This window comes from Microcoleus sp. C2D2 (genome assembly GCF_036702495.1).
Taxonomy (GTDB): domain Bacteria; phylum Cyanobacteriota; class Cyanobacteriia; order Cyanobacteriales; family Microcoleaceae; genus Microcoleus.
Map to the genome: position 1 here is coordinate 1 of NZ_JAUBTO010000081.1, position 21245 is coordinate 21245.

At 45.4% G+C, this 21245-nt stretch carries 19 protein-coding genes and 1 pseudogene; 14 read left to right on the forward strand and 6 right to left on the reverse strand.

The features are described 5' to 3' along the window. Positions 1 to 509 precede the first annotated feature (509 nt). Entirely contained in the window at positions 510 to 1106 is a 597-nt protein-coding gene (locus QUB61_RS23240) for a TerB family tellurite resistance protein (RefSeq protein WP_333132390.1), read from the reverse strand. 78 nt (positions 1107 to 1184) lie between these two features. Between QUB61_RS23240 and tadA the strand changes: the two genes are divergently transcribed. The 3 genes from tadA (at position 1185) to QUB61_RS23255 (ending at position 3238) form a co-directional block, all read left to right on the forward strand. Further along, the gene (gene tadA / locus QUB61_RS23245) at positions 1185 to 1685 is read left to right on the forward strand and encodes a tRNA adenosine(34) deaminase TadA (RefSeq protein ID WP_333132391.1); all 501 of its coding nucleotides are present in this window, start codon (positions 1185 to 1187) and stop codon (positions 1683 to 1685) included. A gap of 283 nt (positions 1686 to 1968) precedes the next feature. Further along, positions 1969 to 2697 (forward strand): lysophospholipid acyltransferase family protein, encoded by a 729-nt coding sequence (locus QUB61_RS23250; RefSeq protein ID WP_333132392.1) that lies wholly within the window; start codon positions 1969 to 1971, stop codon positions 2695 to 2697. A 160-nt stretch (positions 2698 to 2857) separates the two neighbouring features. After that, positions 2858 to 3238 (forward strand): hypothetical protein, encoded by a 381-nt coding sequence (locus QUB61_RS23255; RefSeq protein ID WP_333132393.1) that lies wholly within the window; start codon positions 2858 to 2860, stop codon positions 3236 to 3238. 171 nt (positions 3239 to 3409) lie between these two features. Here QUB61_RS23255 and QUB61_RS23260 read toward each other — a convergent pair whose 3' ends face one another. The 3 genes from QUB61_RS23260 to QUB61_RS23270 all read right to left on the reverse strand — a co-directional run bounded on the left by QUB61_RS23260 (position 3410) and on the right by QUB61_RS23270 (position 9024). Beyond that, the gene (locus QUB61_RS23260; RefSeq protein ID WP_333132394.1) at positions 3410 to 4174 is read right to left on the reverse strand and encodes an ABC transporter ATP-binding protein; all 765 of its coding nucleotides are present in this window, start codon (positions 4172 to 4174) and stop codon (positions 3410 to 3412) included. A 461-nt stretch (positions 4175 to 4635) separates the two neighbouring features. Then, entirely contained in the window at positions 4636 to 5316 is a 681-nt protein-coding gene (locus QUB61_RS23265; RefSeq protein ID WP_333132395.1) for a Uma2 family endonuclease, read from the reverse strand. A 297-nt stretch (positions 5317 to 5613) separates the two neighbouring features. Then, positions 5614 to 9024: a HEAT repeat domain-containing protein gene (locus QUB61_RS23270; protein WP_333190126.1), complete on the reverse strand. Its 3411-nt coding sequence runs from the start codon at positions 9022 to 9024 to the stop codon at positions 5614 to 5616. A 733-nt stretch (positions 9025 to 9757) separates the two neighbouring features. Here QUB61_RS23270 and gor point away from each other — a divergent pair. The 9 genes and pseudogenes from gor (at position 9758) to QUB61_RS23315 (ending at position 18075) form a co-directional block, all read left to right on the forward strand. Further along, positions 9758 to 11101 (forward strand): glutathione-disulfide reductase, encoded by a 1344-nt coding sequence (gene gor / locus QUB61_RS23275; protein WP_333132397.1) that lies wholly within the window; start codon positions 9758 to 9760, stop codon positions 11099 to 11101. A gap of 835 nt (positions 11102 to 11936) precedes the next feature. After that, complete coding sequence (locus QUB61_RS23280) at positions 11937 to 12779, forward strand: DUF4231 domain-containing protein (RefSeq protein ID WP_333132398.1); 843 nt, start codon at positions 11937 to 11939, stop codon at positions 12777 to 12779. A gap of 798 nt (positions 12780 to 13577) precedes the next feature. Continuing rightward, positions 13578 to 13829: pseudogene (locus QUB61_RS23285) on the forward strand (glutathione-disulfide reductase); the annotation flags it as partial. 133 nt (positions 13830 to 13962) lie between these two features. Further along, positions 13963 to 14499 (forward strand): opioid growth factor receptor-related protein, encoded by a 537-nt coding sequence (locus QUB61_RS23290; RefSeq protein ID WP_333132399.1) that lies wholly within the window; start codon positions 13963 to 13965, stop codon positions 14497 to 14499. 295 nt (positions 14500 to 14794) lie between these two features. Continuing rightward, on the forward strand, positions 14795 to 15385 hold the full coding sequence (locus QUB61_RS23295; RefSeq protein ID WP_333132421.1) for a sigma-70 family RNA polymerase sigma factor: 591 nt from the start codon (positions 14795 to 14797) through the stop codon (positions 15383 to 15385). Next, complete coding sequence (locus QUB61_RS23300) at positions 15382 to 15819, forward strand: hypothetical protein (RefSeq protein WP_333132400.1); 438 nt, start codon at positions 15382 to 15384, stop codon at positions 15817 to 15819. The genes QUB61_RS23295 and QUB61_RS23300 overlap by 4 nt, the downstream gene beginning before the upstream one ends. Before the next feature lie 19 nt (positions 15820 to 15838). Continuing rightward, complete coding sequence (locus tag QUB61_RS23305) at positions 15839 to 16324, forward strand: Spy/CpxP family protein refolding chaperone (RefSeq protein WP_333132401.1); 486 nt, start codon at positions 15839 to 15841, stop codon at positions 16322 to 16324. 318 nt (positions 16325 to 16642) lie between these two features. Beyond that, positions 16643 to 17335 (forward strand): YqiA/YcfP family alpha/beta fold hydrolase, encoded by a 693-nt coding sequence (locus QUB61_RS23310; RefSeq protein ID WP_333132402.1) that lies wholly within the window; start codon positions 16643 to 16645, stop codon positions 17333 to 17335. Positions 17336 to 17367: 32 nt separating this feature from the next. Continuing rightward, positions 17368 to 18075: an ROK family protein gene (locus QUB61_RS23315; protein ID WP_333132403.1), complete on the forward strand. Its 708-nt coding sequence runs from the start codon at positions 17368 to 17370 to the stop codon at positions 18073 to 18075. Positions 18076 to 18234: 159 nt separating this feature from the next. Here the strand turns inward: QUB61_RS23315 and QUB61_RS23320 are convergent, their stop codons facing one another. After that, positions 18235 to 18519, reverse strand: coding sequence for a WGxxGxxG family protein (locus tag QUB61_RS23320; RefSeq protein WP_333132404.1), 285 nt, complete (start codon positions 18517 to 18519; stop codon positions 18235 to 18237). A 662-nt stretch (positions 18520 to 19181) separates the two neighbouring features. Here QUB61_RS23320 and QUB61_RS23325 point away from each other — a divergent pair. Further along, positions 19182 to 20348 (forward strand): histidinol-phosphate transaminase, encoded by a 1167-nt coding sequence (locus QUB61_RS23325; RefSeq protein ID WP_333132405.1) that lies wholly within the window; start codon positions 19182 to 19184, stop codon positions 20346 to 20348. A gap of 27 nt (positions 20349 to 20375) precedes the next feature. Then, entirely contained in the window at positions 20376 to 20540 is a 165-nt protein-coding gene (locus QUB61_RS23330; RefSeq protein WP_333132406.1) for a DNA cytosine methyltransferase, read from the forward strand. A gap of 22 nt (positions 20541 to 20562) precedes the next feature. On the opposite strand, the gene QUB61_RS23335 is transcribed toward QUB61_RS23330, so the two are convergent. Continuing rightward, positions 20563 to 21093 (reverse strand): hypothetical protein, encoded by a 531-nt coding sequence (locus QUB61_RS23335; protein ID WP_333132407.1) that lies wholly within the window; start codon positions 21091 to 21093, stop codon positions 20563 to 20565. Between the last annotated feature and the right edge of the window lie 152 nt (positions 21094 to 21245).

Below are 21245 nucleotides of genomic sequence, written 5' to 3' on the forward strand. Positions count from 1 at the left end.
TACGGATATTGGCGTTGGGAACGAGCGTTACTGCCCTTCGAGGCAATGTCAGACCAAAACTGTAGGGGCGCAAGTCCGCTGCTGCCGAGGCTGTTGCCCTTGAATTGGGAAGCCCACATCCTTCTGCGTAGCAGTTGATGTGGGGTAGTTCACATGGATTCGGTTGATTGAGAGACCTGGTTCGATCGACTCTTGCAAAAAAAAATAAAGCGGGACTTAAGCACAAACCTGGTTTTTCACGAACATACGCCGTGCAGCGCTTTTGGTAGGGGTTAAACAACCCGGTTTTTGAGGGTAAGAGCGCGCAAGTCCCGCCTCAAATCGAAAAATCGTCAAATCCTCGAACTCCTCTCTCATATCGTTTCCGGTTGCATGGGCACGATCGAGTCAAGGTCAATAATTCCACATTCCCCCACGGACCACTCCCAACGGACCAACGGACCATCCCGAACGGTGTAACCGGAATCGATATCACTACTTTTACTGCTCAAAAATTTATTGGCGCTGGATTATTTGCGGACTAAAATACCCAGCAAGTGCTTTGCTGCTTTGCCAAATACCGGCTCGCGGGACTCGAATTGGCCCGGATCGAGTAAAGCTTTAACTTCGGCAAAAGCTTCTAAGTCGAGGGTTCCTTCGTTAGTAAATAAAGTGTCTATGACTGCTATGTGTCTGGAGTCGAGCCCGAGCCGATTTGCGATCGACTGTAAGTACATTTGCTCCCGCAGGTCGATGTATCCGTCTGCCGCTGACATTTCGTAGCCGGAACCGATGAGCAACAGCTTTTCTGATTCTGAGAACAAAGCTGTCAGGGTTAGCAATTCTGTGGGGTTGAAGTAAACCTGCTGTTTGGAGATTCCTTTGACAAGGCGCTGAATTAGTTCTACCCGCTCGCGGTCGCCGCTGGCAAAGGCTTTGAGAGTCTTTTGCAGCCGTTCTTCTTCTTGAACTGCGATCGTCCTGTCACAAACCATCACTCCCCGCATGATGGAAATCAGAGCAGTCAGAAACACTACCAAAGGAGTGATATCTTGTTCGCGGAGCTTTTGCCGGCTAATGCGACACAACAGCTCAACAACTTCAGTGGTGATCGTGGTGGTATCCATAATTAAAAATGAGACTCCATTAACCTCTAATCTAACTTTCTTTATCGATCTTAAGTTTTTCTCTTCCTTAGGTATGATGTGAATTCCGAAACTGAGCCGTTGTTTATTAGTGATACTACTTATTTTATTCACAAACGCTGGATGACTAGGGCCGTGGAACTGGCACAAGCAGCCGGTGATGCTGGTGAAGTACCCGTGGGTGCTGCAATTGTTGACGGTAGTGGCAAATTGATTGCCGAAGCGCAAAATCGGCGAGAGCGAGACTGCGATCCGACTGCTCACGCTGAAATCTTGGCTCTGCGGGCGGCCGGGCAAGTTTTGCAAGACTGGCATCTCAACCAATGCACGCTCTACGTAACGCTGGAGCCTTGCCCGATGTGCGCGGGTGCGATCGTCCAAGCTCGGATCGGTCTGCTGGTATACGGAGCAGATGACCCGAAAACTGGGACGATCCGGACTGTCGCTAATATTCCAGATAGCGCGCATTCGTGTCACCGCTTAGAGGTACTCGGCGGTATTATGGAGTCTGTTTGCCGCGATCAGTTGCTTTCTTGGTTTGAAGCACGCCGGAAAATTTAACAGGTAAAATTTTTTACTCTCTTCTGGGCGATGTTTAATCGAACTTGACCGTTTAACTGAAATAATAGATCCGTAATTGCCCGCTCAAGCTTTCGAGGCGGCCGACTGCTCTGCATTAGTGCTGTCCGGTTGGCTGAGCTTTTACCTGTTAGAGATTATCTCTTGCGGGCGCGATCGCTCGATCGGCGCAATGCCAATAGCAAAACTGTCCCGATCCAAAAACTAAAGATTTGTCCAACAACTTACTTTAGACTTGAGATTTCTATAAAGCAGCTTCATTGCTATGCCCCACACCCCCGCGATCGCCGTTGAGTCCAGTAAATCATCTCTAGTGAAGCCAATGCCTGCAAAGGTAGCATTTAATACCTCTCGCGTTTCTCCTTGGTTAACCTCCTTGCTCTATCCGCTAGGTCACTATGTTGTCCTACCGTTTCATTTTGGCAAGATTGAGATAACCGGACAGGAGCACTTGCCGAAAGAGGGGCCTGTGATCTTAGCCCCTACGCACCGTTCCCGGTGGGATGCCCTAATGATGCCCTATTCAACGGGACAGATGGTGACTGGACGCGATTTGCGGTTTATGGTAACTGCTGATGAAGTGAAAGGACTGCAAGGTTGGTTCATCCGACATTTGGGAGGGTTTGCTGTGGATATCAAGCATCCAGCAATTAGCAGTCTCCGTTACGGGGTGGAACTTCTCCTCGACAAGGAGATGTTGGTGATTTTTCCCGAAGGCGGCATTTTTCAGGATGGCGAAGTTCACCCGATTAAGCCTGGATTGGCTCGTTTGGCAATTCAAGCAGAGTTGAGCAAACCGGGTTTGGGGGTGAAAATTGTACCGATGAGTATCCGCTATCGCCCCCGCATTCCTCAATGGGGTTCTCAGGTAAAAATTGCGATCGGTTCTGCGATTTCGGTGGCGGATTATGCCCAGGGTGGGGGCGGTAAAAAAGAAGCACGAGTCTTGACGGCCGAGATCGAAAAGGCTCTTAAAAATCTTGATGAAAGTTAAGAAGACGAAGGAAGAAGGAAGAAGGAAGAAGGAAGAAGGAAGAAGGAAGGAGGAAGAAGGAAGAAGGAAGAAGGAATTATGATATAATGTTTGCCGTGCTGTGGAGAGATGCAGCACTTATTTGGCTGCTTTGTTATGTATGTATTAAGTGTGAGCATTAATGGATTGTGCTTTGAACTTTAAGCCGGGTCAAATTGTCAGTTTAGAATGTGGAGATGCGTGCCTGCATTCAGAGGTGATCCAAGTGGTTGAGGCACGTCAAGTTTGTTGGGTGCGCCCTTTAATGTTAGTTGTATTACTGTCAGGGAAGGATTTATCGGCGCAATGGTCCCAAGAATACACTTTATCCGATTTGCGGGATGGTGCTGATTTGCTGTGGCCCGGGAGTTTGTTTCGGGCGGCTTTAGATACTGAGGTAATTTCGCTGTTGACTCAGTTGCAGTCTCTGGACTCTGAGAAAAAGGATGGTGCGATCGCTTCTCGGCAACTTAGAGATTTTGTCGATCGAGTTTGGGAAGCTTTTCCGAGTGCTTTTCATTAAGCAGATATCTGGCGTTTTGTCTATTAGTCCGCCAGGGGTTGAAAACCCCTGTCTAATAGCTAACGTCGTCTTGCATACGACTGATACCCTCTTGATTCTTCAGTCTCTTAGAGAGGGACGAAAGTTTGACAAGAAGCGATTGAACTCGCGGACTTTTCGCGGACTCTTATACTAAAATACAGCGTGTGAAAGCTCTTCGGGCTTGAGATTGTTGTGAATAACTTTACCGTCGCGGAACCAGACAACGCGGCGAGTTTGACGCGCCACTTCTGGTTCGTGCGTTACCATAACAACAGTCATGCCGCTTTCGTTGAATTCGGTAAAAATATCCATTACTTCTTGAGTAGTTTTTGTATCCAATGCACCTGTAGGTTCGTCAGCCAGCAACAATACGGGACGGTTGACAATAGCCCTGGCGATGGCTACGCGCTGCTGCTGTCCTCCTGATAGTTGATTCGGTCTGTTTTGCAGCCGACTTTCCAGGCCTACTTTTGTTAAAGCTTCTACTCCCCGTTCGCGTCTTTCTGCTGCGGGAATGCCGGCATAAACCATCGGTAACATGACATTTTCTAATGCTGTCAATTGAGCCAACAGGTGAAATTGTTGGAATACAAAACCTAATTTTAAATTGCGAATTCCGGCTAATTCTCCTTCGGGCATTTGGGCGACATCTACGCCGTCTAAGTAGTAACTGCCGCTCGTAGGTCGATCGAGACAGCCGATAATATTCATAGCTGTAGATTTGCCGGAACCCGATGCGCCCATAATCGAGCAATATTCTCCTTGTCTTACGGTCAAGCTGACCCCGTTTAAGGCGCGAACTTCCAGGTCGCCAATCCCGTAAACTTTTGTTACGTCTTCCAGACCGACAACAACGGGCTTTGAGAGGACTTGCGGGTCGAGGTCTTGGTATGTATCGGTTTGTAGTTCAGGCATTTTTTTTCTGTGCGATCGACACAACTAACTACTAAGTTAACACTTGTTATCCGTTTTGGCGGCGGTCAGGGCGATCGTTTGGAGGCTAATTTCAGTATCAGACCTCATTGCAAATGCACCGGAGTAGAGTGAACCAATCCCGAAGAATGGAGATTGCTTGGCGACTTTAAACAAGTCGGACAAGTTGTAATTATGGAACTTACACAAGGGTGGTGAGAAACCGGGTTTTTTCACGAAAATCATTCGCTACAGCGCGCATAAACCATAAAAAACCCGGTTTCTGTGGTCTTGATGCGTAAGCCCTAAATTAAACAATAGACCTCTTGCAAAAATGCTCAGACCCCTCCCCAACCATCCCCTTAGTAAGGGGAGGGAGCCTAATTTTTCTTGCTTCCCCCCGAAGCCGCGGGGGGACTGAGGGGGGTGAGTTTTTGACTTTTGCAAGAGGTCTAATTTGTCGCTTAAATGCTCTCAGGATCGATGTTCAATTCGCGCAGTTTTGCGGCCAAACGTTCGGCTCTTTGAGCTTCTTGTTCGGCTCTTTGAGCTTCCTGTTCGGCACGCTGGCGGTTTAATTCCCCCTGTTCCTCCAATTCCGCATAGGAAAGAAACCTTTGTCCATCGGGTCGATATATTTCTAACCCAGCTTCGCCCAACTCAAATCGTACTCCCAATCTCGGACTTACCCAGCCCTCCATCGGCTCAATTATTTCTAAGTTTCCTTCAATTCTTTGCCAACCGCTCAAATCGTTGTTTTCGGGATCGTAAAGGTAATACTCATCGACTCCATAGCGATTGTAAAATGAAAGTTTTTTGTACATTTTGGTTTGTCTGTCGTTGTGAGAGCGAATCTCAAACGCAACTTGGGGAGCAATATTATCTTCGTTAAATTGCAGGTAGGAACGTCGATCGCCCTTTGGTCTGCCAAATATTACCATGACATCCGGTGCTTGAGAAATGTCTGGTCTGCCTTCAACTGGATACCACAGTAAATCGGCTGCTACAAACACGTTTTGGTCGTTTTTAAACAGCGATTCGCAACCTTCTTTGATTTTGACAATTAATTTGTATTGAATTGTGCTATCTGCCATTGGTTGACCGTCGCTGCATGGATAAATAATTTGTTCGGTCGTGACTTGCATAGTGGTTGTCTCCGAGAACTATTTGATATTAATTATACTATTTATATACTATTTATGATAGTCATCGGGTCGGGGCGGGTTTACGATATTATGGGTTTCAGGCAATTATTGTTGGTGAAACCCGCCCCTACATGAATATTTTTTAACCTGCAATCTATCATTGGTAATTGATAATTTTGTAGGGGCGGGTTTTACCAACCATCTATGTTTAAAACCCATAATATCATAAACCCGCCCCCACCCAACGACAAGTCTCTAAATTTAGAAAAAATGGCTATCTGCGATCTAATATATCGCTCATTGGCGTTCTAATTTTGCCAATTTTTTCTGGGCAAATTCGCGGAGTTGTTGGTCGCGATCGTTCTGTGCGCGATCGCGAAGTATTTCTAAAGTTTTTGGGCGATCGGGGTATTGCTTGAGCATGATTTCAAGTGATCTTCGTCTGGGATTCTCTTGGAATTTGGACTTGCGTTCAAAAGGATGATTTATAGCAATATCGCCCAACCACTCAAATATTCCTGGTTCATCTTTCCAGCCCAGCGCTAATTCTTCGACTGCTGCACGTCGCACATCCCAATTATCATCAGATTGAGCCAGTTGTTTGAAAATAGGTAAGGTTTCCGGGTCATCTTTCCACCCCCGGGCTAATTCGTGCACTGCTGCACGCCGCCCAGCGGAATTATCATTAGATTGAGCCAGTTGTTGGAGGATAGGTAAGGTTTCCGGGTCATCTTTCCACCCCTGGGCTAATTCGTGCACTGCTGCACGCCGCCCAGCGGAATTATTATCAGATTGAGCCAGTTGTTTGAGGATAGGTAAGGTTTCTGGGTCATCTTTCCACGCCCGTGCTAATTCTTGGACTGCTGCTTGCCGCACAGTAGAATTCTTATCAGATTGAGCCAGTTGTTTGAGCATAGGTAAGGTTTCTGGGTCATCTTTCCACCCCTGTGCTAATTCTTGGACTGCTGCTTGCCGCACAGTAGAATTATTATCAGATTGAGCCAGTTGTTTGAGGATAGGTAAGGTTTCTGGGTGATCTTTCCACACCCGTGCTAATTCTTGGACTGCTGCTTGCCGCACAGTAGAATTCTTATCAGATTGAGCCATTTCTTTGAGGATAGGTAAGGTTTCCGGGTCATTTTTCCACCCCCCTGCTAATTTTTGAACTGCTGCAAATCGCACAAGCCAATTCTTATCAGATTGAACCTGTTGTTTGAGCCAAGGTAAGGTTTCTGGGTCATCTTTCCACCCCTGTGCTAATTCTTGGATTGCTGCATATCGTACATCCAAATCATTATCAAATTGAGCCAGTTGTTTGAGCCAAGGTAAGGTTTCTGGGTCATCTTTCCACCCCCATGCTAATTCTTCTACTGCTGCACGTCGTACAGCAAAATTATCATCAAATTGAGCCAGTTGCTTGAGCCAAGGTAAGGTTTCTGGGTCATCTTTCCAAGTGTAGGCGATCGCACTTACTGCTTGAGTCCAAAATTCAGTAACTAGCGTTTCCTCTTCTTTATAAGCCTCATAATAATAATTTAGGTCATACTTGGTTAACTCTTTTAAGCCTTCAAGCAATTGACTCTCAACCGCAGCAATCTCTTTTCTATCCCTTACCTCGTTCAAACACTTCGCAGCCAAAAACAGATTGCTGAAGTTTTTGGCTTCCCCATCCTGTTCAATCAAAAACTCAATCAATTTCCCGGTAAACTTTCCAGCAATCAATCCCGCAATCAAGCACAAAACTTCCTGCCAAGATTCATCATCCCAGTGCTTGCCAAAAACATCGGTTTTCAACTCCTCCAGTGAAATTTCTTGTGTCTTATGAAACCTTTCCACCACCTCCGACGCACAGAAATATTCCAAAAAAGTTCGATGCACAAACCCATAAGTATCCGCACCCAAATAACATAAAATAAAGTTGCGAGTTCGCAGTTGGTTAATTATCAACTTTGCCCGCTCTTTCGGTCGATCGAAATCTTTATTCTTCAGATATGCTGTCAGGGTATTTTCCAAATCTCCCGCACTAATGATATTGCCAGCTAAGCCTTCAGGTGCTGCTTGCATTTTGTAAGCGACTCGCCGCAGCATTTCTTGCTTATCTTTAGCATCAATAGTTTTCGGATCGAGCCTGCTATCCTCTACTAAAGACCTTTCCACATCCCATTGATAAAGCAATACGCGCGAAGCTTGATTGTAAAGTTCCGCCCTGTCTCTCGGCAATTCTTGCCCGCGATTTAAAATCGCCATAATCGTCAACAATAACGGATTGCCCGCTAAATCTCGAATCGTTGATGAATACGCTAATGCTCTTTCCATGCGCTCACTAATCCGCGCTTTTTCCACAGCATCAGTAAAAGTTAATTCGTGCCAGCGGCGAACAAAATCCTGAATTTGTTCCGCATTCAAATCTTGGAGGATAAAGTGATGAAACCCTGCATCTTGCAACCGTTGAGGTTTGTAACCAATAATGCGAGACGTGACAATCACTTGCACGCGCGGATACTCATTGGTAAACCGATGAATCGCCGTAATTACATCTTCTCGTTTCCCGGCATCGAAAATTTCATCTAACCCGTCGAACATCACCACAGCGTCGCCTGCTTTAAGCTGTTCCTGTAATTGATGCTGATTCAAGTGACAAATTGAACCGGGGCTTTGATGGAAAAATTCCAGGAAGTTCTTGCAATGTCCTGATTCCCCGCTGCGAATGTAAGTCCGTAATTCTATTAGCAGCGGAATCGGCAGAGATGTCACGCTATTTAAGGGCGATCGCGCCCAGTTTAATGCTAAATATTGTAACAGAGTAGACTTGCCAGAACCCGGATCGCCTAAAATGACAATGTAGGGATACTTTTGCTTGTCATTTCTAACATCTAACACCGATACGATCGGCTGAGAAAAATAACCGCGCCGATATTTCTCTAAATTTTCTAGATCGATCGCCTCTAATTGATTGCTGTCTTGCAGCCGCCGTTGATGTTCTTTAGGAATTTCGTAAGCTTGGGGCACAAATGATTCGTAAATCGATCGCACATCTTGGAAAATAAAGATTTGCCAAACCTTCAGTTTTTCGCGATAATCGTAGGTATTGGGATCGACGCTGCTTAAATTGAGATTGCTGTAACGCTCGCACAGAGCTTCTTGATATTGCCTCAAGTCAAAATCGGGGATAATCCCCGCCGTTTCTTGAGTATTTTTCTGAATGCTATCCAGATTTTGAGCACTCAAGATATCGCGCAAGTCTTTTGAGTCAAAGAGAATTTCTTGAACTTCTGCCAGATACTGAGTGGCGATGGTTTGCCACTTAAATCTTGCGGGTAAAGAAGTTAAATCTAGTTGAGTCCAGGTTTGTTCGAGAAGTTCTGCATCGAGAGATTCGCGATCGCTCTCAAAAGCCTTGCCCAAAATTTCCTTAACAGACTTGTTGCTGATAAACTTTTTAACATCTTTAATATACCGCTTAATTTCCTCGGGGGGAAGTCCGGCGATTTTTAACTGCTGTTGCACCAACTCCAAAAACTTTTTGATTGCTTTGCCCGCTGCGACTTTTCGCGGGTCTTTTTCGCCTAAGAAGACGTTTTTTAGGGAATCTTTAAAAAAATCTTTAGCAAAATCCTTCGCGCCGTCTTTGACTAAATCTTCTAAGATGGGTTTAACGAGAATGCCTACTGCTTCCGTTGCTCCCCAGAGTACCAGCCACTCGATCATAAAGCTAGCCCGAGAATTAATTTATGTTTATAATATAGCAATTATCAAGGATTGATGAAATTCTCAAAAATGTAGGTTAATTTCCCATGACATTCGTGTCCAATTTAGGCTGAAACCCTGATAAATATTGCTTTTAGCTGAGTCTAGATCCCCCTAAATCCCCCTGATAGTCGGGGGACTTTGAGAAGATTCCTGTCCCCCCCTTCTTAAGGGGGGCGCCAGGGATATCGAACCCTAATCGTCAAACAGCAGATTGGTACTACGTTGGACGTTAAGTTGACACCAATGCTCCCGTGGTTGCCCCGATAGGTTAAGGTAGTATGAGTTTTCTGTCGCTGCGCTGCGATTAGCCCCGATCGCCCCTGATTGTTGCCCCCTACTTCCCCTTAAAATTGGGAGAACAAGAGCATCAAAGTTCCGCTTTTTTACAGGGATTTACGGGAGTTCGACTCGGCTATAACGAGCGATCGACAATTAGCTCTTTTATTCTTGGCGGCGGCTCGAAAATAGTTACATTTTTATATGTTTTTTGTCAATCGCTTGTGCTATACTCTAATAATGGGAGTGTGAGCAATTTTAAAATTAACGCACACATTCCTATTATTAAATAATACCAGACCGAACCCAAAAAGTAAAGTAGTTGACCCCAAAAAAAACAAAAAATTTTTGAGATATCATTAAGAAAAGTAAAGGACAAAAATCGTAAAATTGAGATAGGACATTCGCGACAATTATGACATACGACTACGACTTGTTTGTGATAGGTGCGGGTTCCGGCGGATTGGCGAGTTCCAAGCGAGCAGCATCCTACGGCGCAAAAGTGGCGATCGCCGAAAATGACTTAGTAGGCGGAACCTGCGTAATTCGCGGCTGTGTCCCCAAAAAACTGATGGTGTACGCCTCAACATTTTCGCACCTTTATGAAGATGCGGTGGGCTACGGTTGGAGTCCAGTCGAAAGCAGCTTTGATTGGGAAAAACTCATCACCAGCGTAGACACAGAAGTGCGGCGGCTGAGCAAACTGCACATCAGCTTCCTCGAAAAAGCCGGAGTCGAATTAATCTCAGGATACGCCAAATTTATTGACCCCCACACCGTCGAAGTTGGTGATAGAAAAATCACCGCAGCGAAAATCTTAATAGCAGTCGGCGGAGAAGCCAGAAGAGTCCCAATTCCCGGCATCGAACACGCAATTACTTCTCGCGAAATCTTCCTGCAAAAAGAGCAGCCAAAACGGTTGGCAATTTGGGGCGGCGGCTACATCGGCGTCGAATTTGCTTGCATTATGAACGGGTTGGGAAGCAAAGTAACTCAAATCATCCGCACCGACTTAATTTTGAAGGACTTCGACACAGATATTCGCACCAACGTGCAAGAAGGAATGATGAAGCACGGCATAGAAATTTTGACCGAAAGCTCGATCAACCACATTGAGAAAACCCCAGAAGGCTTAAAATTAACTTTGTCGGGGAAATCCGAAGGAACGCTGATAGTAGACGCGCTGTTGTCCGCAACCGGGCGCTTGCCGAATTTGGAAAATTTGGCCTTAGAAAATGCGGGAGTAGAAATCGATAATTGTGCGATCGCAGTTAGCAAAGACAGCCGCACGAGTCAGCCGCACATTTTTGCAGTGGGAGATTGCACCAACCGGATTAATTTAACGCCAATTGCGATCGCCGAAGGACGCGCTTTTGCAGATACTGAATTTGGCCACAATCCCAGAGCAATCAATTACGAAAATGTCCCGTCAGCGGTATTTTCCCAGCCGGAAGCGGGTACAGTCGGCTTAAACGAAGCGCAGGCTAGAGCAAAGTTCCCCGACTCAATTAAGTGCTACACAGCCAAGTTTAAGCCGATGTTTCACGCCTTGACAGGTGCAGATGAGAAAACTTTTGTCAAGTTAATCGTTGAAACTAATACTGACAGAGTTTTGGGCGTGCACATGGTTGGGAAAGACGCGGGTGAGATTATTCAAGGAATGGCGATCGCGGTTAATATGGGAGCTACCAAGAAAGACTTCGACGCGACTATTGGCATTCACCCATCGACTGCTGAAGAGTTTGTGACTCTGCGGTAAAGCTAAAATCGGGATGCGGCAATCAGGAGGCGGCATTGCTCAAGCCGTGTCAATTTACTCGTTACTTTCGCTGGAGCGAAAGTAAGGCAGATAGGCGAGGAAGAGCCTCTATTTTTACTCGTTACTGGTTACTTTCGCTGGAGCGAAAGGAACCAGTTAAATCAAGACACGGCCATGCCCATTGCTGTTAACTTAAGACTGAAAGCCCTGATACATCTCGCTTCCAGTCAAGTTTCGCTCCCCGTCGCATCCCCTTTAAGAAGGGGGAGGAAAGAGAAGATTCCTGTCTCCCCCTTCTTAAGCAGGGCTGTTTTATTCTCCGGTGCGATCGCTAAAAGTAAAAGCGATCGCTTGTCTGATTAACTGCTTGAATTAGTTGTTAATTACTTCAACTATGACCTGAGTTGTTCTTTGTGCAAAATACCCCACGCTCAGAGCAAACCATCTTTTTGTGGCGATGTTAGAGCACGGCAGCAAACTTCAGAAGACCTTGATTTACTCTTGGTCTGTAAAGTGTATAGTGGTCAGAAGGGCAACATAAGATAACCAGGGTAAAAAATACGGCGGGTGTGGATCGAATCAAATCTCTAACCCCAAAGCAACGTAAACCCCTATCAAGGTGCGATCGACTGGCTTTACGTCATCCTACCGATTGGCGATCGACAATAAACCTAGCTTATTGGTAATCACCTGTTAAAAGAAGAAGATTTAACGATCGCCAGCAACCAATTTTCAAGGGTTTGAGGGTCTTCTTCACCACCTTGACAGGGCTGGCGTGGAAGAGCAACCCCAATAGGCTAAACTTGTGTCTGATAACCCAATTGACTAGAAAGCAATGACTACTTCTGTGCAGCAAGACCAGACCGATATTTCTAATACCGTCTCATCAAGCCCACAAATTTTATCTTTCGTGAAAATTATTGAGTATTTATCTCTAGCGGCTTTTATTGGTGCATGGAGCCTTACTAGAGTTTTTCCAGACAATCAACTTATCGTTATCTGGGCAGCGGTTTTTCTCTCTAGTTTTATTTTTCTCTTCCTGGCCAATAGACAATTGGCTTCCAACTCTAGGAATCGTGCTAATGAGTTAGAGATCCGAAGAAAAGCTCAACTCTATAGTTATCTATTAAACCCGAATACTTCTTCGGAAAACAATCTGATAACTCCCGTGAGAGAAAAGGCTTTACGATATTGCCAGGAGTTGATTGACGACTATAAAAACACCAGAGAGACTTCGAGAAATATTTACTATACTTTCCAATTGGCAACCGTTATTTTATCGGGAGTCACACCAATTTTAGTATTGGTAGACAAATTGGAACCAAGTCAAGCGTTCTTCAAGTGGCTGCCGGTAATTTGTCCCGCTGTCGCCTCGATAGTCGCCAGTATAGTTACCTCCTTTCCTTTTCAGGAGAATTGGATTTCTGCTAACACAACTGTGGAATTGTTAGAAGCGGAACAGGAGAAATTTGTATTGGGAGTGAGTCCGGCTTATCGTTACGATGATGGAGCCGACGAAGCCCAACATCAACAAATGGCAAAAATGGCAATAGAAAACTTTATCACTCAGGTGAATGAGATTCATCTCAAGCAAATCCAAAAACCAGATGAGACACGGTCAAAGGAGCAGAATACAGAGCCAACTCAATCTACCGAGTCAAATGAGCGGCAGAGTTAACCAAGCTGACAATACCAGTAAGCAGGTAGGGTTAATTGAGGGCTAACTGCTAGGCAAATCTTCCTCAGAAGGAGAAGAAGTCAATTCTGTTTCTGAGGAAGGCCTATCCATAAGCGAGTCGCGATCGAAATGCCAAGACTTGGTGCAAGCAGATATCAATTTTGAATCTTGCTATCGAGCCAGTGCTCTCCGATCCAAATAGCAGCACCATTAGTCAGTAATAGCAGCATTATCAATACCATAACTTTTGAAAACATACACTATTCTTATGTGAGAATTCCAACCATCAAGCTTTCTCCTGTCTGTGGGGCGACTGCCTTATATAAATAATAGGTTTTAAAATTCCCTTGTACTTTACCTATTGGTTTGACTCCCAAAGCTGTAATCTTTTTTATTTCAATCGTTTTTAAGCCGAGTCTAGTTTCATCTTGACACCAATATTTGAGTTTTTTTTTATGGATTTGGGGTAGTAGACTCTAACCACAAAGCTATTTTGAGCCAATTGTTTAGTTATTTTTTAACTCGATAGCGGCAGTTGCATCTTTTTTGTTACTGCAACGTCTTGGGACTTTTAATTTGGCTTTCATTCGATAGTGTACTTGCTTGTGTAATGTTTGATATTTGACTGATACTTGATAGTTTTCTTCTACCTATGTCGCAATTTATTTGTAAGTCTTGAATTCACAGGATTCCTCACTTATTTTTTTTGATATTCCGGCGATTACGGCGGTGGCAATTAAGGAGGGGTCTACCAGTTGATTGTCGTATTTTTAATAGTGATGGCAGACCGCCATCATTATTAAGTGCCACACAGCCCTGTTTCGGCCGATGTTTCACGCCTTGACAGGTGCAGACGAAAAAACTTTTGTTAAGTTAATTGTTGAGACTAATACCGATCGAGTTTTGGGCGTGCACATGGTTGGGAAAGACGCGGGCGAGATTATTCCAGGAATGGCGATCGCGGTTAATATGGGAGCTACGAAGAAAGACTTCGACGCGACTATTGGCATTCACCCATCGACTGCTGAAGGGTTTGTGACTCTGCGGTAAAGCGGGCGAAGCAGCCTAAAGTCGGTTAAAATTCAGATATTGCACCATTTTCCAGAACAGGCAGGATGCCTGTTCCACAGAAAAATTAAATTTTATTGTGGGGTGGGCATCTTGCCCGCCCGTAAAGGGATTAATGAGTAATTCAACCAAACAAAACAAAATTTTAGCATTCTATCTCGGTCAGCAGCCTGATTCACAAGGTCGGGCGATCGAGGATATTTGGTCGTGGGATTACCCGAAGCTGGAATCCGTGCACAATTACATTCAATGGCTGTTTCCGCTAAGAGAAAAGAGTCGCTTTAATTCCAGTGCTCCTACTTTAAATGATGAGGTGATTCAAGCTTTTAGAACAAGTGAAGAGTTGAGAAATAGCTTAGTCCATTCGTTCAAAGTCATGCTGGCGTTTTACGGGTTGGAATGCCGCGAAGGGGAAAACGCAGAAATTGTAATTGCCAAATCCGAGGAATATTTGTCAAGAAAAAGAGAGTGGGTTGAACAATTTAATCACAACTACCTGCGGCTGACTAGGATTCTTACAAGTTTGACAAATTTGGGATTGAAGAATTATGCTTTGGCTCTTTTCAGGTGTTTGGATGAGATATATAATGAAAATCAAAAAAGTATTGGTTTAAAAACTTATACTTATTGGAAAAATGCTGTAAATACTTAGAACCGATATTTGAGAATTATCGCTATAGCCAACCATAGGACCAATAATAAAATTGAATTTTTGTGGAACGGGCCGCAAAGCCTGTTACGGGCGGGCTAAGAGTGCCCAACCCCTACTCCCCACAATAAAATTTAATTTTTGTGGAAGAGGTCGGAGTGCCTGTTGCTGACATTGGTGCAGTTTTCCAGCCCAGGCGGATTAATGCTCAAAATAATATTTTAAATTATTTGAACCTTTTTTGCGATCGTCCTGTCTAAACCCTTCAGATAACGAACTGGTGAGGGAGACTTCACAGGTGTTAGCTGTGTCAGCCAATGTTTTAACCGATAACTGTTCCGACTCGGACTTAGTTGCTGAGTGTCTAAAGGGCGATCGCACTTGCTTTCGCTACCTTTACAAACGCTACCAACACAAAGTCAGGTCAACCCTTTACCAACTCTGCGGCCCGTCGCTTCTTGACGATTTAGCACAAGAAGTATTTCTGCGAGTCTGGAAAGGATTGCCCAAACTCAAGCACCAGGATAACTTTTCTACTTGGCTTTATCGAATCACTTGGAATGTGGCTTCCGATCAAAGACAAGCATTTGCTAAACAGCATTCTTTTGACTTCCAACTCAAAAATCAAGAAGTAATGGATCGGGTTATTCTCAAAGATAACACATCGGACTTGATGCAGTTGCACTATCAAGATTTAGTGCAGCGGGGACTGGAGCAATTGAGCTTTGAACACCGCAGCGTTTTGGTGCTGCACGACTTAGAAGACATCCCGCAAAAAGAAGTAGCCCAAATTTTGGGGCTGCCGGCAGGGACTGTCAAATCTCGCGTGTTTTATGCCCGAAATTCTCTGCGGCAATTTTTGCAAAAACAAGGGGTAGACGAGCTGTGAAGGACAGAATCTGCGACAAAAAGTTAGTCAATTTCTTGAAGCAATATCGCCCAAACGTTCCCGAAGCTGCGCCCGATTTTGAGCAAGAACTTTTAGCAGCAATAGACAGGAATGATGCGGCTGCAAGAGAGTTAAATTCTCGAGGAGAATCGCAATTTACCAGGCATAGTAAAAGGTCAGGAATCCTCTGTTTTCCCAAGTGGGCTTTTCCTTCTGCGATCGCTGCTGGCCTGCTAGTTTTTTGGTCGGGCTATCCTGTGCTAGTGCCCGCACAATTTCACGCGGATGAGGCGGCGCACCTAGAAGCATTTCTCGTAAATAATTGGGAGGGTGTATTGAACGATTCTCCTGGGGAAAATTCGCTCGATCGCGCGCAAACAGACTGGTTGACTTTCAGCTATGCTGCTGACACCGAACCGCCAACAAATAACTAATCTTTAAGAGGTAATTTTCATGTCTATTCGCCGCCTTTCTGCCGTAGCTTTTTTAATGCTGACCCTCGGCAGTGCAACCGCAGCAACAGCCGTTTCCAACCCCGTCGAACCGCAGACAATTGCCCAAAACCAGCGTCCCAATCGGCCAGGTGGCAAGCAAGGTGGGATGTTCGATCAACTCAATTTAAGCGCCGACCAAAAGCAGAAAATGCAGGCAGTTCGCGATCGGTACAAAGACCAAGTTTCCCAGCGGATGCAAGCAGTCCGCCAAGCCAGACAAGAATTGGAAACGATGATGGCCGGCACGGCAAATGCCAGCCAAATGCGCGAAAAACACCGTCAAATAATCGGATTGAGGCAGCAGTTGGAAGAGGTGCAATTTGAAAGTACACTCGCCATGCGAGAATTGCTCACGCCCGAACAGCGCAGCCAATTAGCTCAAATGATGCAGCAGCGCCGACAAACTGCTAAAAACCGGATGCAAAACGGTCAAAAATCGCAGTAGTCAAAAACCGCAGTAATTGACGAGTAGTTTTGAGTGAATCGCAGGGTGCGCAGTGCGCACTCTGCGATTCATTGCAAGCAGGTATAAATCAATAAATGCAGACCGGGAGAAACGCTGCTTTTCTGTAATCTATGCAAGGGCTTTCTATCTTCGGAAAAGCAGTCTAAAAGCGCAGCAATTTCAAGTGTCTTCGATTGCTTTATATCTTCGGAAAATCCGTATATATTTTCATCTACTTATTATCGGTTTTAAGTTTTTTATTTAATAACTCATATTAAGTTAAAATAATTAGTTGGGAAGTCTCATAAACATTTCTGGATGAATTTACAGGACGATTCGAGTTACATTTATTTACACGGATTTGCTTCAAGTCCCGATTCAGCTAAGGCTAAATATTTCCGAGAGCGCTTTTCTTACCTAGGAATTGACCTAAAAACTCCCGATCTCAATCAAAACGATTTTTCCGGCCTCACTCTCACCCGCCAATTAAACCAAATAGAAACAGAATTTTTGCCAACCCAATCCTCCAAATCTCCCACAGAAAATTTAAAAAATCTAGGGGGAGTCACCATAATAGGGTCGAGTTTTGGGGGGCTGACAGCGGCTTGGTTGGCCCAGCGACAATTGTCAGTAAAACAAATAGTTTTGTTAGCACCGGCTTTTCAATTTATCTCCCACTGGCTGCCACTGTTGGGACAGCAACAGTTAGAAAAGTGGCAGTCTGAGAAATATCTGCCCGTTTACCACTACGGCGAACAGCGTTATCTGCCGCTGCATTATCAGTTTGTGGCAGATATGGCTCAATACCCTGAAGAAAAATTAATGCGGTCAGTGCCTACGTTAATTCTTCACGGGAAGCATGATACAATAATACCGATTCAAGCTAGCAGAAATTTTGCCGCTAACCGTCCCTGGGTGCAATTAATCGAATTAGAAGACGATCATTCTTTGGGAAATGTCCTAGCGGAAATTTGGGAAGCGATTCCAAAGTTTTGCCAATTCAAAAATTAAAATGTGACCAACTTGCAAGTCTTAACACTCAAATGACTGAACAAGATCGATCGACTCGCACCTTAGCCGTTGACATTGGCGGAAGCGGCATCAAAGTTATGGTTTTGGACGGTGAAGGCGAACCCCAAACCGAACGCAGCCGTTTAGAAACGCCTCAACCGCCGAAACCTGAACCCGTACTGGAGGCGATCGCCTCTTTAGCGAGCGGACAAGGGGAATTTGACCGAGTATCCGTCGGTTTTCCCGGTGTCGTGCGTCTAGGCGTCATCAAAACTGCAGTGAATTTAGATCCGTCTTGGATAGATTTTGACCTACAAACTACCCTCAAAGATCGCTTGGGAAAACCTGTGCGAGTGGCTAACGATGCCGATATTCAAGGATTGGGAGCAATTGCTGGGACGGGGGTAGAATTAGTAATTACCCTTGGCACCGGTTTCGGTTCTGCCTTATTTGTCGATGGTATCTTGGTGCCAAATCTAGAATTAGGACATCACCAGTTTCGCAAAGGGGAAACTTACGAACAGCAATTAGGGCGATCGGCATTAGATACAGTCGGTTCCAAAAGATGGAATCGCCGTCTGGAAAAAGCGCTCGCCTCTCTGCAAAATCTCTTTAACTGCGATCGCATTTACATCGGCGGCGGCAATACTAAAAAGATTGTTTTTGACTTACCACCGCAGGTTAAAATAGTACCCAATGTGAGCGGTTTGTTGGGCGGAATTGCTTTGTGGCGCGATTAAATAAACAAACTTGGTGGCAAAAATGCCCATCAATATCAAAGAAACCGGGTTTTTGGCCCGGATTAAACGCAATAATCCAGTTTTTTCGTAAAAAACCCGGTTTCTGAATCGAGGACAGTTGATTTGGTTTTTTGGCTTGGGCGATCGGGGTTTAAAAAATTATTCGCCCATCGGATCGCGGTAGCGTTTGGGTTCATCCTTGCGAAACAGATTCGCCAAACCAAGGATGCCCAACAAACCCAATGCACCCCAATGCTGGTTGTCGCCCTTGCTTTCTTGAAAGGGAGTTCTGTCTAGAACAACCCCATTAGAATCAGTATTGTTTTGCGCCGGCTCAGAGTTAGTTTGAGCTGAGGCAGGCATAGCTGAAGGGAGAACAGCCAAACTTAAAGCTATGAGGGTAGCGGCGGTAGTTTTAGATATATTTGAAGGCTTGACTTTCATAAAAAAACTCGGTAAGTGGGAAACTCAGAGGCTTTAGCCCTGAGAGGAAAACGACTCGGCGATTTCCATCGCCTTGAATCCCCTTACGGGGTAGAGGGGTATAGTTGCCCCAGAGGTGAGGTATGGTTGCCTCAATCTCCTTTCGGAGTAAAGTTAGCTTTGCCAATGTTTTAAGAGCTTGCGCCGGCTAGCAGCACTCTCGAGCGTGACATACCAGACTGTTTAACCGCTAGCGACAGAGCGAGGGACTAGCTACGCATCAAGCGGGTGTCGTGACTCAAAAAACGTAGTCAATTAAGACTGAAGCTGGTCAGAACGGCTTGTTAGATTTCTCCTTCAAGCCTCATCCCTTTAGGCTGAGGTTCCTGACACTCGGTTTCCAAATATCAGCAGTTACTATCTCAAAATAATCAATTTGCCGCGCCTGGGGCATCAATCGAGCGACATAAACTCACTTCCCTCTCTCCTCTTGCTTTCGAGATAGAAAAGGCTATATCCTAAGTTTAGACACCTTTGATACAGCATTCGTAAGTCGGCATTAGGCAAAAAATTCAGCAGCGAGGTAAAAAAGAAAAATTTTTGCATTCGTAATTTTTCTTGACTTGTGCCTTCTGCCTGGCTTTGTAAGGTGACAATCTCAATCAAAAGTTTAAAATCATACCATGCTTCCCTTTATCCGAAAAGACTTAGCCGAACTTACCGCATACACTCCCCATCCCGGGGGCGCGTCAGGAGAATCAGCGCACTCGGAAAGTGTACTCGATCGCCTCGATACCAATGAATGCCCCTACGACTTGCCAGAAGAATTAAAAAAAAAGCTAGCTTGGACTTACCAGCAGTTAATTGAGACAAATCGTTATCCCGACGGAGGCCACGCAGCGCTCAAAGAGGCGATCGCCCAATACGTCAATGAATCAATCACAATCCCCGCGCTAGGTGGGGTTGCACGGCCCAAAACCGCCATTACAGCCGACAATATTTCTGTGGGCAACGGTTCCGACGAACTAATTCGATCGCTCTTAATAGCTACTTGCTTGGGCGGTAGCGGCTCTATTTTCGTTGCGAATCCCACCTTTTCGATGTATGGAATAATCGCCCAAACCCTCGGCATTCCCGTTGTGAGTGTTCAGCGGAAAGAGGAGAATTTTGAAATCGATATCGAGGCTGCTAAAAGGGCGATCGCCCAAAATAAAAATCCCCCCGTGCGCGCCGTCTTTGTCGTTCATCCCAATTCCCCCACAGCCAATGCCTTGACACCAGATGAAATAGAATGGCTGGAAAATTTGCCGTCAGAAATATTAGTAGTAATTGACGAAGCTTATTTTGAATTCAGCCAGAATACTTTAGCCGACCAATTGCACCATCACCCGAATTGGATAATTTTACGCACATTCTCCAAAGCATTTCGACTAGCATCAATGAGAGTCGGGTATGCGATCGCCCATCCCGAACTCGCAGCGGCGTTAGAAAAAATCCGCCTCCCCTACAACCTCCCCAGTTTTTGCCAAGTTGCAGCAGAATTGGCCCTAGCGCAACGGCAATTATTGCTGGCAGTAATTCCCGAAATTATCTCAGAAAGAGCCAAATTAATTGCAGCGCTAACTCAGTATCAAAAATTGCAAATTTGGCCGAGTGCGGCTAACTTCGTTTACCTGCGGGTGAAAGCTGGTGAGGGCGAATCCCCCCAACAGGAACACCAACAAATCATGCAGCACCTAAAAGAGCGAGGTACTTTAATTCGGCATACTGGGGGAGGTTTGCGAATTACGGTGGGTAGCCCGGAGGAAAATCAGCGAACAGTCGATCGAATCGCAGCGATTTTCGATTAAAATTAATATCCACCGTTGCTCAATAGAATGCTAATAATCAACTCTGTAGAACTGTTCAGCGGAGTAGGAGGCTTAGCAATAGGCGTATCAAAAGCCGGCTTTTGTCATACAGCAGTTATCGATCGGGATAAAAACGCCTGCGAGACAATTCGCGAAAATCAGCGTCGGGGTGTAAAAGCCATCGCCAACTAATCTGTTTTTGAGACAGATATCGCTAAATTCGACGATCGTTTTGTTGTCGCGCCGCGCGAAGGGTTTGGGGAAATACGCCTACTAAAAGTGCCAAAGCTTCATCGGGGATTTGTGCCACCGTTTCCGAATCCAAATATTGTTCAAACTGAGTTAAAATCATGTGTGCGCGTTCCAAAGCTGTCGGCTTTGCCGTTAACTGTTCCGTTAACCGCACCCACTGCCGCCGAATTCCCAAAGCTTTCTGTCTTTCTTCGGTAGATTGAGGGTAAACCAAACAAAAATCGCCCACGGGAATCGCCTGTCGAGAGTCAAAATCAAAAGCACCCCCAACGGCAGCCCCTGGCCCGGCAAAGTCGGCGTGGAAGCGTTTAATCAAAATTAGACCGTTTCGGCGACGGCTATCTACCATCAACAGCTTGCCGCTGTTGATTTCTGCGAGAATGTCAGAGGAGTGGGGGTGTTGTGTCAAATCTGTGCCAAGGTTTCGATGTCGCAAGTCCGGGTCAGCATAAAAGCCGGCGCGGATAATATCGCTAGAGGTGAAGTACCCCAACTTGCTTCGCTGATTTTGGGGCTTCCAACATCAACTCAATTCAAGGACGGTCTTATTCGTCTTTGGAGCTTCCCGTTTCATCCGCCGATGCCTCTACACAGTCGTCTGTGTTTTGGTCTTACTGGGCGTCCACAGGCAGACCCTCGGCTTCC